Origin of the sequence: Citrobacter sp. HN-141, from assembly GCF_033341895.1 — a bacterium.
Classification (GTDB): domain Bacteria; phylum Pseudomonadota; class Gammaproteobacteria; order Enterobacterales; family Enterobacteriaceae; genus Citrobacter.
Genome location: NZ_JAWPBF010000004.1, coordinates 154,189 through 168,405, shown reverse-complemented (window position 1 = coordinate 168,405; position 14,217 = coordinate 154,189). Strand labels below are relative to the sequence as shown.

13 protein-coding genes and 2 pseudogenes are annotated in these 14,217 nt (G+C 55.7%); 3 read left to right on the top strand and 12 right to left on the bottom strand.

Features of this window, described 5'->3' with window-relative positions; translation table 11 throughout:
* The first annotated feature begins 5 nt into the window (after positions 1–5).
* A complete protein-coding gene (norV, locus tag RYZ59_RS06860; RefSeq protein ID WP_202037935.1) occupies positions 6–1,454 on the top strand; it encodes an anaerobic nitric oxide reductase flavorubredoxin in 1,449 nt (482 codons plus the stop codon).
* Positions 1,451–2,584, top strand: coding sequence for an NADH:flavorubredoxin reductase NorW (norW, locus tag RYZ59_RS06855; protein WP_318045757.1), 1,134 nt, complete (start codon positions 1,451–1,453; stop codon positions 2,582–2,584). Before norV ends, norW begins: the two co-directional genes overlap by 4 nt.
* A 139-nt stretch (positions 2,585–2,723) precedes the next feature.
* Here norW and hypF read toward each other — a convergent pair whose 3' ends face one another.
* From hypF to RYZ59_RS24710, 3 genes and pseudogenes are all read right to left on the bottom strand, one after another.
* On the bottom strand, positions 2,724–4,964 hold the full coding sequence (gene hypF / locus RYZ59_RS06850) for a carbamoyltransferase HypF (protein ID WP_318045756.1): 2,241 nt from the start codon (positions 4,962–4,964) through the stop codon (positions 2,724–2,726).
* 95 nt (positions 4,965–5,059) lie between these two features.
* On the bottom strand, positions 5,060–5,605 hold the full coding sequence (gene hydN / locus RYZ59_RS06845) for an electron transport protein HydN (protein ID WP_003037366.1): 546 nt from the start codon (positions 5,603–5,605) through the stop codon (positions 5,060–5,062).
* 145 nt (positions 5,606–5,750) lie between these two features.
* Positions 5,751–5,858: pseudogene (locus RYZ59_RS24710) on the bottom strand (transcriptional regulator); the annotation flags it as partial.
* 166 nt (positions 5,859–6,024) lie between these two features.
* Between RYZ59_RS24710 and RYZ59_RS06835 the strand changes: the two are divergent.
* Positions 6,025–6,249, top strand: a pseudogene (locus RYZ59_RS06835) (SymE family type I addiction module toxin); the annotation flags it as partial.
* A 73-nt stretch (positions 6,250–6,322) separates the two neighbouring features.
* Here RYZ59_RS06835 and hycI read toward each other — a convergent pair.
* From hycI to hycA, 9 genes are all read right to left on the bottom strand, one after another.
* Positions 6,323–6,793, bottom strand: a complete 471-nt coding sequence (hycI, locus tag RYZ59_RS06830; protein ID WP_202037931.1) for a hydrogenase maturation peptidase HycI — start codon at positions 6,791–6,793, stop codon at positions 6,323–6,325.
* Positions 6,786–7,196 (bottom strand): formate hydrogenlyase maturation HycH family protein, encoded by a 411-nt coding sequence (locus RYZ59_RS06825; protein ID WP_069324564.1) that lies wholly within the window; start codon positions 7,194–7,196, stop codon positions 6,786–6,788. The genes hycI and RYZ59_RS06825 overlap by 8 nt, the downstream gene beginning before the upstream one ends.
* Positions 7,193–7,960, bottom strand: coding sequence for a formate hydrogenlyase subunit HycG (gene hycG / locus RYZ59_RS06820; RefSeq protein ID WP_202037930.1), 768 nt, complete (start codon positions 7,958–7,960; stop codon positions 7,193–7,195). Before hycG ends, RYZ59_RS06825 begins: the two co-directional genes overlap by 4 nt.
* Positions 7,960–8,502, bottom strand: coding sequence for a formate hydrogenlyase complex iron-sulfur subunit (locus tag RYZ59_RS06815; protein WP_318045754.1), 543 nt, complete (start codon positions 8,500–8,502; stop codon positions 7,960–7,962). The genes hycG and RYZ59_RS06815 overlap by 1 nt, the downstream gene beginning before the upstream one ends.
* 9 nt (positions 8,503–8,511) lie before the next feature.
* Entirely contained in the window at positions 8,512–10,221 is a 1,710-nt protein-coding gene (gene hycE / locus RYZ59_RS06810) for a formate hydrogenlyase subunit HycE (protein ID WP_005130590.1), read from the bottom strand.
* A 17-nt stretch (positions 10,222–10,238) separates the two neighbouring features.
* Positions 10,239–11,162, bottom strand: a complete 924-nt coding sequence (locus RYZ59_RS06805; RefSeq protein ID WP_318045753.1) for a respiratory chain complex I subunit 1 family protein — start codon at positions 11,160–11,162, stop codon at positions 10,239–10,241.
* 2 nt (positions 11,163–11,164) lie between these two features.
* A complete protein-coding gene (gene hycC, locus RYZ59_RS06800; RefSeq protein ID WP_318045752.1) occupies positions 11,165–12,991 on the bottom strand; it encodes a formate hydrogenlyase subunit 3 in 1,827 nt (608 codons plus the stop codon).
* Entirely contained in the window at positions 12,988–13,599 is a 612-nt protein-coding gene (hycB, locus tag RYZ59_RS06795; protein ID WP_043017341.1) for a formate hydrogenlyase subunit HycB, read from the bottom strand. Before hycB ends, hycC begins: the two co-directional genes overlap by 4 nt.
* Before the next feature lie 142 nt (positions 13,600–13,741).
* Complete coding sequence (hycA, locus tag RYZ59_RS06790; protein ID WP_048213032.1) at positions 13,742–14,200, bottom strand: formate hydrogenlyase regulator HycA; 459 nt, start codon at positions 14,198–14,200, stop codon at positions 13,742–13,744.
* Between the last annotated feature and the right edge of the window lie 17 nt (positions 14,201–14,217).

Here is a 14,217-nt window from a genome sequence, read left to right as displayed (position 1 = left end):
TTGCTATGTCTATTCTGGTTAAAAATAACATTCATTGGGTTGGCCAACGTGACTGGGAAGTTCGTGATTTCCACGGAACCGAATACAAAACGCTGCGCGGCAGCAGCTACAACAGCTATCTTATCCGTGAAGAAAAAAATGTCCTGATCGATACAGTAGACCACAAGTTTAGCCGTGAATTCGTGCAGAACCTGCGCAGTGAAATCGACCTGGCAGATATCGATTACATCATCATTAACCATGCGGAAGAAGACCACGCCGGGGCGTTGACCGAGCTGATGTCCTGCATCCCGGATACCCCGATTTACTGCACAGCCAACGCCATTGACTCCATCAACGGTCACCACCATCACCCGGAATGGAACTTTAACGTGGTGAAAACCGGTGATTCACTGGACATTGGTAACGGCAAACAGCTGATCTTCGTGGAAACACCGATGCTGCACTGGCCGGACAGCATGATGACCTACATGACCGGTGATGCGGTACTGTTCAGTAACGACGCCTTTGGCCAGCACTATTGTGACGAACGCCTGTTCAATGACGAAGTGGATCAGACGGAGTTGTTCGAACAGTGTCAGCGCTACTACGCCAATATCCTGACCCCGTTCAGCCGTCTGGTCACACCGAAAATCACGGAGATCCTCGGCTTCAACCTGCCGGTCGATATGATTGCCACCTCCCACGGTGTGGTATGGCGCGACAACCCAACACAAATCGTGGAGATGTACCTGAAATGGGCGGCGGATTATCAGGAAGACCGTATCACCATTTTCTACGACACCATGTCGAACAACACCCGCATGATGGCCGATGCGATTGCCCAGGGTATCAACGAAGTGGACCCGAACGTCGCGGTGAAAATCTTCAACGTTGCCCGCAGCGATAAAAACGAAGTCCTAACTAACGTCTTCCGCTCTAAAGGCGTGCTGGTCGGGACCTCAACCATGAACAACGTGATGATGCCGAAAATCGCCGGTCTGGTGGAAGAGATGACCGGCCTGCGTTTTCGTAACAAACGCGCCAGCGCCTTCGGTTCACACGGCTGGAGCGGCGGTGCGGTAGACCGTTTGTCCACTCGCCTGCAGGATGCAGGTTTTGAAATGTCACTGAGCCTGAAAGCAAAATGGCGTCCGGATCTGGATGCGCTGGAACTGTGCCGCCAGCACGGTCGAGAAATTGCACGTCAGTGGGCACTTGCTCCGCTGCCGGAAACCCACGTGAAAGCCGTCGCCGAGGAAGAAGCCTGTGCCTGTGCCGCTGCGGCTGCCGCGGACCTCGGCCCAAGCATGCAGTGCAGCGTGTGCCAGTGGATCTACGATCCAGCAAAAGGTGAGCCGCTGCAGGATGTCGCACCGGGTACACCATGGAGCGACGTGCCGGACAACTTCCTGTGCCCGGAATGTTCATTAGGTAAAGACGTCTTTGACGTACTGGCAACGGAGGCAAAATGAGCCGCGGAATTGTCATTATTGGTTCGGGCTTTGCCGCCCGCCAGTTAGTCAAAAATATCCGTAAACAGGATGCAACGGTTCCGTTGACCCTGATTGCCGCTGACAGCATGGATGAGTACAACAAGCCCGATCTCAGCCACGTGATCAGTCAGGCACAGCGCGCAGACGACCTCACCCGCCAGTCGGCGGGGGAGTTTGCCGAACAGTTTAACTTACGCCTGTTTCCACATACCTGGGTTACTGATATCGATGCAGATGCTCACATGGTGAAAAGCCAGGAGCAGCAATGGGAGTACGACAAGCTGGTACTGGCAACGGGCGCATCGGCTTTTGTGCCACCTGTTTCCGGGCGTGAGTTAATGCTTACTCTGAATAGCCAGCAAGAGTACCGCGCTTGTGAAACTCAGCTGCGTGATGCCCGGCGGGTACTGATTGTCGGTGGCGGTCTGATTGGCAGTGAACTGGCGATGGATTTCTGTCGTGCCGGCAAAGCGGTGACGCTTATCGATAACGCCGCCAGCATTCTGGCCTCGTTAATGCCGCCGGAAGTCAGCAGCCGTTTGCAGCATCGTCTGACCGATATGGGTGTGCATCTGCTGTTGAAATCGCAACTGCAGGGTCTGGAGAAAACCAGCACCGGTATCCGCGCCACGCTCGATCGTCACCGTAGTGTCGAAGTTGATGCAGTGATCGCTGCAACCGGTCTGCGCCCGGAAACCGCACTGGCGCGTCGCGCCGGATTGAACATCAATCGGGGCGTTTGCGTCGACAGCTACTTGCAAACCAGTCATCCGGACATCTATGCGCTCGGTGACTGTGCGGAAATTAACGGTCAGGTACTGCCTTTCCTGCAACCGATTCAGTTAAGCGCCATGTATCTGGCGAAAAACCTGCTCGGTGGTAACGCGCCGTTGAAGCTGCCCGCCATGCTGGTAAAAGTCAAAACGCCGGAACTGCCGTTACACCTGGCGGGGGAAACCCAGCGCCGCGATCTGAACTGGCATATTGCCGCCGAAGCGCAAGGGATGGTCGCCCGAGGGATGAACGACGAAGGTCAATTGTGTGCCTTCGTCGTCAGTGAAGACCGGATGAAAGAAGCCTTCGCACTGCTGAAAACATTGCCCGTGTAAGTCTGTGGCGCCGGATGGCGGCTTCGCCTTATCCAGCAACGCGGCTACTGATTTTTAACCTCACGCATATGGATGTGCGTTGCCACTTGTCGGTATGCCCCGACATGCTTTTCTTGCCCCGCCAGTCCCGGGGCTTTTTTTATTTTTGCCCTAACGCTCGCGCCGCGGCAATCACCCCCTGCCCCAATGACAATCCACCGTCACCCGCCGGTAAACGCTGCGGGAACAATAACGTAAAATCAGCCAGGTAAAATGCCAGTCGGGCTGACAATAAACGGTTATGCATTACACCGCCGCTGAATACTAACGTCTTAATCCTGCGCGCTTCGGCCTGTTCCCGCATCAGGGTGGCAAACCCACGCGCCAGCGCATCGTGAAACGCCCACGCTCTTTCTGTAGATTTAGCCTGCCAGTTCAGCCATTGCTGCCAAAAAGCCGCTAAGTCCAGATGGTTGCCATCAAGCGGCACCGTGACAGGATGATCAACGCCAGCACATTGCGATGCCATCGTCTCCAGGGCACAGGCCGCTTCGCCCTCGTAACTCAGCGATTCCGGCGCGCACTGGAGTGCGGCTGCAACGGCATCAAACAACCGTCCGCACGATGAGGCCTGCGGAGTATTGATCCCTCGCTCGATGGCGCGAGCCAACACTGGCCAGTTTTGCTGTTGCAGCGCTGACGTTTCCGGGTAACGCTGCCAGTCAGGAACAAAACGCAGGCACTGCGCCAACAAATTGCGCCACGGCTGTTTTGCCGCCAGATCGCCGCCGGCCAGCGCCACGGCCGGTAAGCCACCAAGGTGTTCGCATTCGCGATAATTGACCCGCAGACACTCGCCGCCCCACAGCACCCCGTTTTCGCCCATGCCAATGCCGTCCAGCGTCAGGGCAATCACATCGCCACCGTCCAGCGGCCAGCCGTGCTCGGCCAGGCACGCAGCAGCATGGGCATGATGATGCAGCACCGTTTCAGTCGGCAGATTCATCTCGCTGGCCCACTGACTGGAAACATAACCAGGGTGCGCGTCATGGACGATACGCTGCGGCGTAAAGTCATAAGTATTCTGGATCAGGCGCAACGCGTCACGCCACTGATGTTGAATACCATCATCGCTAAGATCGCCCAAATGCTGGCTGATAACCGCCTGCTCACCACGCACCAGACAGAAAGTATTTTTTAAATCTGCGCCTAAACACAACATCGGCGGCACATCGCGAAAGCCCGGCGGTAGCGCAACCGCATCCGGCACGTAGCCCCGGGATCGGCGCAGCATTTCCCCGCTTTGACGTACCACGGAGTCATCCATGCGCTGCACAATTTCACGGTTGTGCAGCAGGAAACCGTCGGCAATCTCACGCAAATCATCCAGAGCCTGCGCATTGGTAATAGCCGGTGGCCTGCCGCTGAGATTGCCGGAGGTCATCACCAGTGGGCAGTTCAGTGCCTGTAACAGCAGATGCTGTAACGGATTAGCGGGTAGCATTACCCCAACTTCCGTCAGCCCGGGCGCAATCTCCTCACTGAGCGCAACCACATCGTGTTTATTCACCAACACGATCGGCGCAGCGGGTGTTGTCAGCAGACGACGAGCGGCATCTGGCAATCCGTTATCATCGGGCAACATCACCGCCAGAGGCTTAGCCGGACGGTGTTTGCGCTGCCTGAGTCGGGCCACGGCATTATCGTTACGGGCATCGCAGACCAGATGAAATCCGCCAATGCCTTTCACCGCCACAATACCGCCCGCTTTCAGCTGTACCACCGCCGCCTGCAGTGCGTCTTCTTTTTCAGCCCGCACGTCAGCACTGATCCATTCCAGATGCGGGCCGCATGCCGGGCAAGCAACGGGCTGGGCGTGGAAGCGACGGTCATACGGATCGCGATACTCTTTGTCGCACTGCGGACAGAGCGGGAAAGACGCCATGACGGTCAACGGACGGTCATACGGCATCGCGCGGATAATCGTAAAACGTGGGCCACAGTGGGTGCAGTTGATAAAGGGATAGCGATAGCGACGTTCGCCGGGCGTGTTCATTTCAACAAGGCATTCAGGACAGGTCGCGGCATCGGGGACAATTTGCGTATTCATCGTTCCGCCCGCGCTCTGTCGAATCGAGAAATCAGCAGGCTGCTTCGTCCAGGCGAATGGTTCTCTCTCAACGCTGTCAATGCGCGCCAACGGTGGACAGTGTTGATGCAACTGCGCAATAAACTCCGCCGGATCTTCCTGTAAGCGCACAACCACACCGTCACCGTCGTTACACACGTCGCCGTGTAGCTGTAGGCGTTGCGCCAGTTGCCAGACAAAGGGGCGAAATCCGACGCCCTGAACCTTGCCGCGAATACGCAGTTGTACGCCGGAGTGGTGGTTTATTGTCATTAAGTAGTCCCGCAGTCATCTATCCCCGTAGGCCGGATAAGGCAAAGCCGCTATCCGGCATAAGTACTACCGTATTTTACGCGGATTTTCAGATATCAGAACAGCAAAGATGCGGTAGAGTCCAGCGCGGCGCGGCGACGTTTTTCGGCGCTCAGTTGCTCAAGCTTATTGCGATCCACATAAATCAGTGCGTGCGTTGGGCAGACCTCCATACAGGCAGGGCCCGCTTCGCGGTGGTGGCACAGGTCGCATTTATTGGCTTCGGCTTTTTCTGCACGAACATTCAGACCCGCGCCGCTGTTACGCACAACCGGACGTACGACCACTTCCATCGCACCGTAAGGGCACGCCACAACGCAGGTTTTACACCCAATGCAGCGTTCCTGCATCACATGGACAAAGCCTTTATCACGGCTGATAGCACCGTTCGGGCAGACGTTAGCGCACGGCGCGTCTTCGCACTGGCGGCACAGCGTCGCCGTGGAGACATTAACGCCTTTGATCACGTGAATGCGGGGTAAAAAAGTTTCAGGGGTCAGCGATGCGCAGTCCTGGTTATCCTGATGGGATACCACGCAGGCCACTTCACAGGTACGGCAACCAATGCATTTATTGGCGTCTGCAATGATGAAACGGTTCATCAAATTCTCCAGCAATGACAGATTATCTGCCGAAACATACACAAATCGTGCCAGAATTTAATTCGCTGTTATTTAAGGCTTTTTATTTAATGCTGGCGCTGTATGGGGTGTCATCGTCACTAGTGACGATGACTAATGACAGCGGTCAACGTGAAACTGACAGGGCAATGGCGTCGCGATCAATCTGCTCGCCGGTGAAACTTTTTGGCGGCGTAAAAACCCCATCTCCCGGCATAAAGATAAGGCGTCCAATCGCGACGCAAATCGCCCATGAAACCTACCCGCATAACACTTTTATTTCATTAATTGCATTCTCAATGTGGAATCCCCCTTCCAGTTTCAGGTTTGCCCCCATGCTTTTTTACTGGCATTTTATTCAGTAGTTTTTCGTCTTAACCATTCAGCACAAGGAAGCGTTCATGTCGGATAAAAATGGCAACACAACCGGGGTAATCACCAAGCCCGTACGCCGTTTAACCGTGGGGTATGTCAGAAAACGCCATGAAGATCGTAAGACAGGTTTCACGCTACGCATCAGCCGACACGCCTCGTTAACGTTGAATGGCGACTGGCTGGAACAGGCCGGGTTCCCTACCGGTACGGCAGTGAAGGTGTCAGTGATGCAGGGAAAATTAATTATTGAGCAAGCAACGGAATAGCAGAGGGTACGAGGAGCAAAACAGGCCGGACGCACAACGCATCCGGCACGGGTACAGTTTAGTCTTCCGGGGCTTCTAACTCAGAGAATCCACCGTGGCCTTCCCACCCAGCTAATCGCTGATACACGGTTTCAACCGCCTCTTTGATTGGCTGTGTCATCGGGTAGTAAAAGCCGACGATATCCGGCTGAATACCGAGGAAAATCACCTCTCCAACATCGTCTTTCAGCTGATCGACCAGGTAGTTCAGCGGCATGTTATGCGTGGTCATCATGAACATCTCGGCAATATCATCAGGATCGATGATACGGATCTCGCCGGGGTTTAACCCCATATCGGTGGCATCCACAATCAACAGACGCTCAGGACGCAGTTCACGGATCGCGACGATATCGTTCTCCGGCGCGCTGCCGCCATCAATGACCACCCAACTACCCTGAGGATTTGCAGCACACATTTCCGCCAACAGCGGCCCCGCGCCGTCATCGCCCATCATGCTGTTACCCACACATAATAAAACGTCAGTCACGGTGTCTCCTCACCATCAGATAGATAGCGCTTTCCTGGTGAATGTCATGAAGCATACTCAGCATCAGCTTGCTCCATTCCTGTTGCTGCGGCGTCTGCACGGCGCGTGCGTCGTCAAACGCGCGCGCCAGCATTTGCACATGGTTAAAATCGATGACGATTTCCCCGTACTTTGGCACACCTTCCATTTTACGTCGGGCTTCGCTGCCTTCGGCAAGTGTAGCAATCCACGCCAGATACTCATCCCATGGACAGGTTAACGCCGCCTCCAGGCAATCGATGACCCCCAGGTGGTGACCAATCGCCAGGCTGTAATAGACAACCTGCTGCGCCTCGGCGGGCGTTGCATCGTTCTCATCAATAAACTTACGGCTCAGTTGACTGAACACCACCGTTTCACTCATCGGATACGCGCCTCTTCGACTACATGGTTAAGATGGGTAACGATCTCAGTCAGACGCGGATCGTTTTCCGCCTCCAGCCAGCGTGCCACCTGCTGCTCACCCTGCCCTAACTGCAGCATATAGTCATCGGCAATCTGGCGACCATAGCGATAACCTGCCAGACGACGCGCTTCTCGATCCACCTTCACGCGCAGCGGTTGAACCATATCCGGGTGCAGAATTTCCGCAGGCTGTGCGTCCAGTTCACCCGGTGCACGTGCATGAATTTTCTGCTCCAGCAGGCCAAGCGCCATCGCAAAACCGTACAGTGTTGCCGCAGGCGTCGGAGGACAGCCAGGAATATACACATCCACCGGTACAATTTTGTCGGTACCGCCCCATACGCAGTATAGGTCGTGAAAAATACCACCGCTGTTACCGCAGGCACCGTAGGAGATACAAATCTTCGGGTCTGGCGCAGACTGCCAGGCGCGCAGTGCCGGAGAGCGCATTGCACGAGTTACCGCGCCAGTGAACAGCAAAATATCCGCATGGCGCGGTGATGGAACGACTTTGATACCGAAACGTTCAGCATCAAACAGCGGAGAAAGCGTCGCAAAGATTTCGATTTCGCAACCATTGCAACCACCGCAGTCCACACGGTAAACATACGCTGAACGCTTGATACTTTTCAGCAGCGACGCTTTCATGCTGGCAATGGATTCATCCACCGTCATCGGTACCGGAATACCGTTGGCATCACGTGGGCCTAATAAATTGCTCATCAGCTGGCCTCTTTCATATGGCGAGTCAGTTCAATACGGTCAGACGGCACCAGACATTTCTGGCGCTTACAGTCCGGGCAGGTCTCAAAGCTGTCACGGTGATTTTCCGCACGGGTGTCACCGTTGTGCTTCAGCAGCGCAATGGCGTAATCAATCTCTTTTTGCACCGCAAATGGACGGTTACATACGCGGCAATTGCACAGCGCAAAGCGAGACTGCTGCAGGAAATCCTCTTTCTTCCACACCGCCAGCTCATACTCCTGCGACAGCTTGATTGCCGCCGTCGGGCAAACTTCTTCGCAGCGGGCACAGAAAATGCAGCGACCTAGGTTGAACTGCCACGCCAGCTCATGGGTGACAAGATCGGTTTCAACCGTCAACGCATTGGACGGACAGGCATTCACGCAGGCTGCGCAGCCAATGCACTGCTGTGGATTGTGTTCCGGCTTACCACGGAAGTTTTTATCGACCGCGATCGGCTCCAGTGGATACGACGACGTCGGCGCCCCGGTTTTGATGACTTTTTTGATAAAGGTAAACATGGCGATTCCTTATTTCAGCGGCGAGTTTTTACGCTCGATGCTGTAGCGCTCAAGTTCTTTGTACGGCACGACTTTGCTCTTCTTCTTACGCACATCAACCACGGTCATACGGTCAGTACAGGAGTAGCAAGGATCGAGGCTACCGATAATCAGCGGGGCATCGGAAACGGTGTTGCCACGCAGCATGTAGCGCAGCGTCGGCCAGTTCGCGTAGGTCGCCGCACGGCAGCGCCAGCGATACAGTTTCTGGTTGTCGCCAGTCATACTCCAGTGGATATCATCTCCGCGTGGCGCTTCAGCAAAGCCCAGTGCGAAACGGTGAGGAATATAGGTAAAGCCTTCCACCATCAACGGACCGCCCGGCAGGTTATCCAGGCCAAAGTCGATCATGTTCAGTGCGGTATAGACTTCGTTGATACGGACTTTCAGACGAGAAATGACGTCACAACCCTGCTCGCTGTGAACTTCCATCGGCAGCAGACCATAACCGACAAACGGGTGATCGGCGCGGGTGTCACGTGCGTGACCGCTGGCGCGGACCATCGGGCCGACGTTACTGAAGTCGCGGGCAATTTCCGGATCCAGACGACCAATGCCAACGGTACGCTGTTCCATGTTCGGCGTGCTGAGCAGCATGTCGACCAGTTCCTGCACGTCACGACGCATTTGCTGCGCCAGTTGACGGGTCTGGATCATGTCTTCTTTCAGCAGGTCACGACGGATCCCGCCGATCAGGTTCAGACCGTATGTTTTACGCGCCCCGGTGAGAATTTCCGCCATTTTCATGGACGTTTCGCGTACCCGGAAGAATTGCATGAAGCCGGAATCGAAACCGGTAAAGTGACAGGCCAGACCGAGGTTCAGCAGGTGCGAGTGCAGACGTTCAACTTCCAGCAGAATGGCGCGGATCATCTGTGCGCGTTCCGGCACCACGATACCCATCGCATTCTCAACGGAGGTAGTGTACGCAGTGCTGTGGGCAAAACCACAGATGCCGCAAACACGGTCCGACAGGAACGTCACTTCGTTATAACCCATGCGGGTTTCTGCCAGCTTTTCCATGCCACGGTGGACATAGAACAGGCGGTAGTCGGCGTCGATGATGTTTTCGCCATCAACAAACAGACGGAAGTGCCCCGGTTCATCGGAGGTCACATGCAGTGGGCCAATTGGCACCACGTTATTTTTCTTGTCGCCCAGTTCGTTGATGAACTCGTAGGTTTCGGCATCGGTAGTCGGCGCCGGGCGCTGACGATAATCCATACTGTCTTTACGCAGCGGATAGAGTTCGTCCGGCCAGTCATCCGGCAGGACCAGACGACGTTCATCCGGCAGCCCCACCGGGATCAAACCGTACATATCACGCACTTCACGCTCACCCCAGACCGCAGCCGGAACGCGTGGCGTAACAGACGGGAATTCCAGTTTATTGGCATCAACTTCAACGCGGACGGTTATCCAGCACTTGGTACCCTGCTCCATCGACATCACGTAGTAAACGGCGTAATGACCGCACAACTGGCGTTCGTCGTTACCAAACAGTACGGACAACCAACCGCCCTGTTTGTAGTACAGGAACTCCACCACTTCAGGCAGATAGTTCACTTTGACGGTAATTGTCAGCTGATCTTTGGTCTGCCAGGCTTCATCTAACACCACACCCGGGAAGGCCTGGTGCAGTGCGGCGAGATAGTGTTGACCTAATTTTTCTTCAGACATGCTCAAACTCTCTTAAATCACGCCACCAGCAAGGAGACGAACGCTAAAAACGCAAACCCAAAACCGGCCCAGGTCACGCGTGAAGTGGCGCAAAAACGCAGACGCGCCATGCTGTTTTCGAACAGGGCGATGACCAGCACGCCGAGGACCAGCTTGACGACGGCAATAACCAGCGCCAGCAGCAGTCCACTGGCGGTGAAGGTTTCCATCTGTCCCCACGGCAAGAATACGCCGACGAACATTTGCAGTACGACCAGCTGTTTGAGGCTAATGCCCCACTTCAGCACCGCAAAACCGCTGCCGCTGTATTCGGTCAGTGGACCTTCCTGCAGTTCCTGTTCTGCTTCCGCCAGGTCGAACGGCAGTTTGCCCATTTCGATAAAGGTGGCGAAGGCACAGGCGCACAGCGCCAGAATCAGCGGGATACTGCGCGCCGCAGGCCAGTGATAAACGGTATCGGCGATATTGCTGATATGAGTTGAACCCGCAACCTGCGCCGCGACCCACAGACCCAGCAGCAGGATAGGTTCAACCAGCACGCCGAGCATCGCTTCGCGGCTGGCGCCAATGGCGGTAAACGGGCTACCGGTATCCAGACCGGCGATAGAAAAGAAGAAACGGGCAATCGCGAACAGGTAAATTAAGGTTATCAAATCACCCAATTGCGGCAGCGGCGAACCCACGGTCACCACCGGCAACGCGGTAGCGATAGTCAGCATCACGCCCACCATCACAAACGGCGTCAGGCGGAAAACCCAGCTGGAATCCGCAGGCGCAATGCTCTGGCGACCCAGCAGTTTGATAATGTCGCGGTATTCCTGCAACACGCCTGGACCGCGACGGTTGTGCAAACGCGCACGCGCCACGCGGGTAATACCGGACAGCAGCGGCGCCACGGCAAACAGCACCAGCGCCTGAATTAACGGATATAAAACACTCATTCTCAGGCTCCTCGTGAAACCACAATCACCACCAGCACCGCCAGTTCAATCAGCGCCAGGCGACGGAACAGAACCGGTGCAGCTGCGTTCTGCCAGCCCGGAACCAGTGATACCGGGTTCAGCCATTTACGCAGTTTGAGTACCGGAGCAAAGGCTTCTTTAACCGGCATGGCAAAGCCGTGCGCGGTGATCACCATTGACTGCTCGTGATCGTAACCACACACCCAGGCCGCACCGCGTGAACGCGACGGCAGGCGGTTGCCTTTGAAAATCGCCATGATGATGAATGGCAGCAGCGGACACGCGATCAGCAGCAGCGTGATCATTGGCTGAGAAACGGTGGTGTTCGCGGTTTCCAACGGCAGCGGAACGGCAGAGGAAATCATCGGCAGCAGCCACGGCGCAGCCACGCCGCCAATCACGCAGCAGATAGCCAGCGCGACGACGCTCACGCCCATCAGGATGGGCGCGCAGCAGGCATTTTCAGCTTCCTTCGTGCGCGGTGCGCCAAGGAACGTCACACCGTAGACTTTCGCCATACACATCACCGCCAGTGCGCCGGTAATTGCCAGGCCAACAGCCAACAGTGGTCCTAACAGACGACCGACAAACGCACCGCTGTTACCCAGCCTGAAGAAGGATTGATAGATAACCCACTCACCGGCAAAACCGTTCAGCGGCGGCAGCGCGGCCATCGCCATCAGGCCAACCAGCATCGCCAGAGAAATCACCGGCATGCGTTTACCGATCCCGCCCAGTTTTTCGATATCACGATGACCGGTACGGAACCAGATGCTGCCTGCGCCCAGGAACAGGACACTTTTGAACAAACTGTGGTTAACCAGATGATACAGACCGCCGGTCAAACCCAGCGCAATCAGCGCCGGTTGATTCAGCGAAATACCGGTCACGCCAGCGCCCAGCCCCAGCAGAATAATGCCGATGTTTTCCAGCGTGTGGTACGCCAGCAGGCGCTGGATATTGTGTTCCATCAGCGCATACAGACCGCCAACAAACGCGGTGATCATGCCCAGCACCAGCAGCGTAACGCCCCACCACAGCGGCGCGTTACCGCCCAGCAGCGACAGGGAGAGAATACCCAGCAGACCCACCTTCATGACGACGGTAGAGAACAGCGCCGCAGCCGGTGCGCTGGCATTGGCGTGTGCCTGTGGCACCCAACCGTGCAGCGGAATGATCCCGGCAAGCAGGCCAAAACCCGCCACGCCCAACAGCCAGATGTCAGACCCGAGCGGCAGCTCCTGGGTGCGCAGGTCAAGCAGACGCAGCTCCAGGGTGCCGTAGCGTTGCCATACCAGGTAGCAGGCAATAGCCAACAGCAGCGTACCGATACGCCCCAGCGCAAACCACAGTTTGCCTTCTTTACTGCATCCGGTGAGGAACACGGCACATAGCGCCATGATTTCCGCCATCACCACCAGCGTACCGAGGTTGCTGGCGACCACCGCACATACCGCCGCGGCCATCAGCAGATTCACCAGCAGGCCGTTAGCTTTCACCTGCGGATGACGATGCCAGTCAATGTTGTACAGGCTGACAAACAGGCCGCACAGGCCCAGCGTAATCAGCCAGATAGCATTCAGCGGAGTAATTTGCAGACTGTGACCAATAAACGGCATCACGCCGCTCACCGCCAGCGCATTAGTCAGAACGGTAAAACCGGCGGCTGCGGTACACAGGCTGCCGACCGCACCGCCAACCCCAGCAATCCAGCCGCTCAGCGATTTATGAAATGAAAACAGAAATGCCAAAACCGCAGCCGCCGTAAACCAGGCTACGCCGCTGTTAATCAGTGAAATTGCGCTCATTTTGCATCCCCACTCTGAGCCTGCTGAAACAAGGTGAGATCGCCGAAATCGGTATTGAAAGTCAGCTCACGCTTACGTTTGCTGGCGCGGGCGATATCCATATTGCTCACCAGGTGCAGGGCTTTGGTCGGGCACATGCGCACGCAGGCCGGACCAAGCTCGTCAAAACTACACAGATCGCATTTCACCGCGATAGCGCGAACGCCCGGAACCCAGTCCAGCAGTGTGCTCACACGCGCAGGAGCCGGCGGAGCCGGAGGCGCTTTTGGCGTATTGGCGTTCGCCGGGATGTGCAGTGGACGGCTGCCGGAAAACTCAATCGCGCCGAACGGACAGGCGATCCCGCACAATTTGCAGCTGACACACAGGCTTTCATTCAGCTGTACGGCGCCATCGACACGGTTAATCGCATTAACCGGGCAAACTGTGGCACAAGGCGCATCTTCACACTGGTGGCAAAGCTGCGGTGCAGATTCTTTTTCATTTAACATCACTTTCAGGCGCGGCATTGACTGCAGGCCATGCTGGCGATGTGTCTCTGAGCAGGCGGCCTCACAGGTGTGGCAGCCAATGCAAAGAGTGGAGTCAGCAATTACAAAACGATTCACCAGGCATTCCTCAGGTGATAGTCATTTTTGACGAAAACATGTCTGTGAAATGTCATTTCGACATTTTTCGACATGCCCATTCCCTAAACCGTCGTGATGCAGAGCAAACCGCATCATGACTCAAGTGGGCAACACCCGAGGCTTAAGCCGGGTTATGTCCTTCAACCAGCTGGCTTAAATTCACCGGCATATTGTTTTCAACCGCGGTGTACAGGCTGTCGTAGACACTGGCGATTTTTTCGAGATAGTGCTCCAGCACCTGCTCGCGATCGCGGTTGCTGATGCGCTCATCGACTTTACCGTCGAGGGTCAACTCTGCCTGTGCAATCAGTTGCTTATCATCACCGTCTTTCGTTTCAACGTAGTACTCGATGGTGTGGCTGTTAAAGCCGTCCGCCAGCGTGACGTAGATAGTGAAGTGTTCAAAAAGGACAAAGCACAAATCCTTGTCCGGCGCGCAGCTCATCGCATGATGCAAACGCGCTTTTGACAGGGTGATCCCCTGAACCAGCGAGTTGCAGTAGATACGCCACTGGTCCTGTAGGCGACGATGCCGTTCAGCGATGTAATCGGCTTTTTCGCTTATTTCCCAAATAGTCATGTCAGGTTACCCGTTTA

Coding starts and splice junctions, on each gene's coding strand:
- hycG (WP_202037930.1), bottom strand. CDS start 7,960: ATGAGCAATTTATTAGGCCCACGTGATGCCAACGGTATTCCGGTACCG.
- norV (WP_202037935.1), top strand. CDS start 6: ATGTCTATTCTGGTTAAAAATAACATTCATTGGGTTGGCCAACGTGAC.
- RYZ59_RS06825 (WP_069324564.1), bottom strand. CDS start 7,196: ATGAGTGAAACGGTGGTGTTCAGTCAACTGAGCCGTAAGTTTATTGAT.
- RYZ59_RS06815 (WP_318045754.1), bottom strand. CDS start 8,502: ATGTTTACCTTTATCAAAAAAGTCATCAAAACCGGGGCGCCGACGTCG.
- hycE (WP_005130590.1), bottom strand. CDS start 10,221: ATGTCTGAAGAAAAATTAGGTCAACACTATCTCGCCGCACTGCACCAG.
- RYZ59_RS06805 (WP_318045753.1), bottom strand. CDS start 11,162: ATGAGTGTTTTATATCCGTTAATTCAGGCGCTGGTGCTGTTTGCCGTG.
- hycC (WP_318045752.1), bottom strand. CDS start 12,991: ATGAGCGCAATTTCACTGATTAACAGCGGCGTAGCCTGGTTTACGGCG.
- hydN (WP_003037366.1), bottom strand. CDS start 5,605: ATGAACCGTTTCATCATTGCAGACGCCAATAAATGCATTGGTTGCCGT.
- hypF (WP_318045756.1), bottom strand. CDS start 4,964: ATGACAATAAACCACCACTCCGGCGTACAACTGCGTATTCGCGGCAAG.
- hycA (WP_048213032.1), bottom strand. CDS start 14,200: ATGACTATTTGGGAAATAAGCGAAAAAGCCGATTACATCGCTGAACGG.
- norW (WP_318045757.1), top strand. CDS start 1,451: ATGAGCCGCGGAATTGTCATTATTGGTTCGGGCTTTGCCGCCCGCCAG.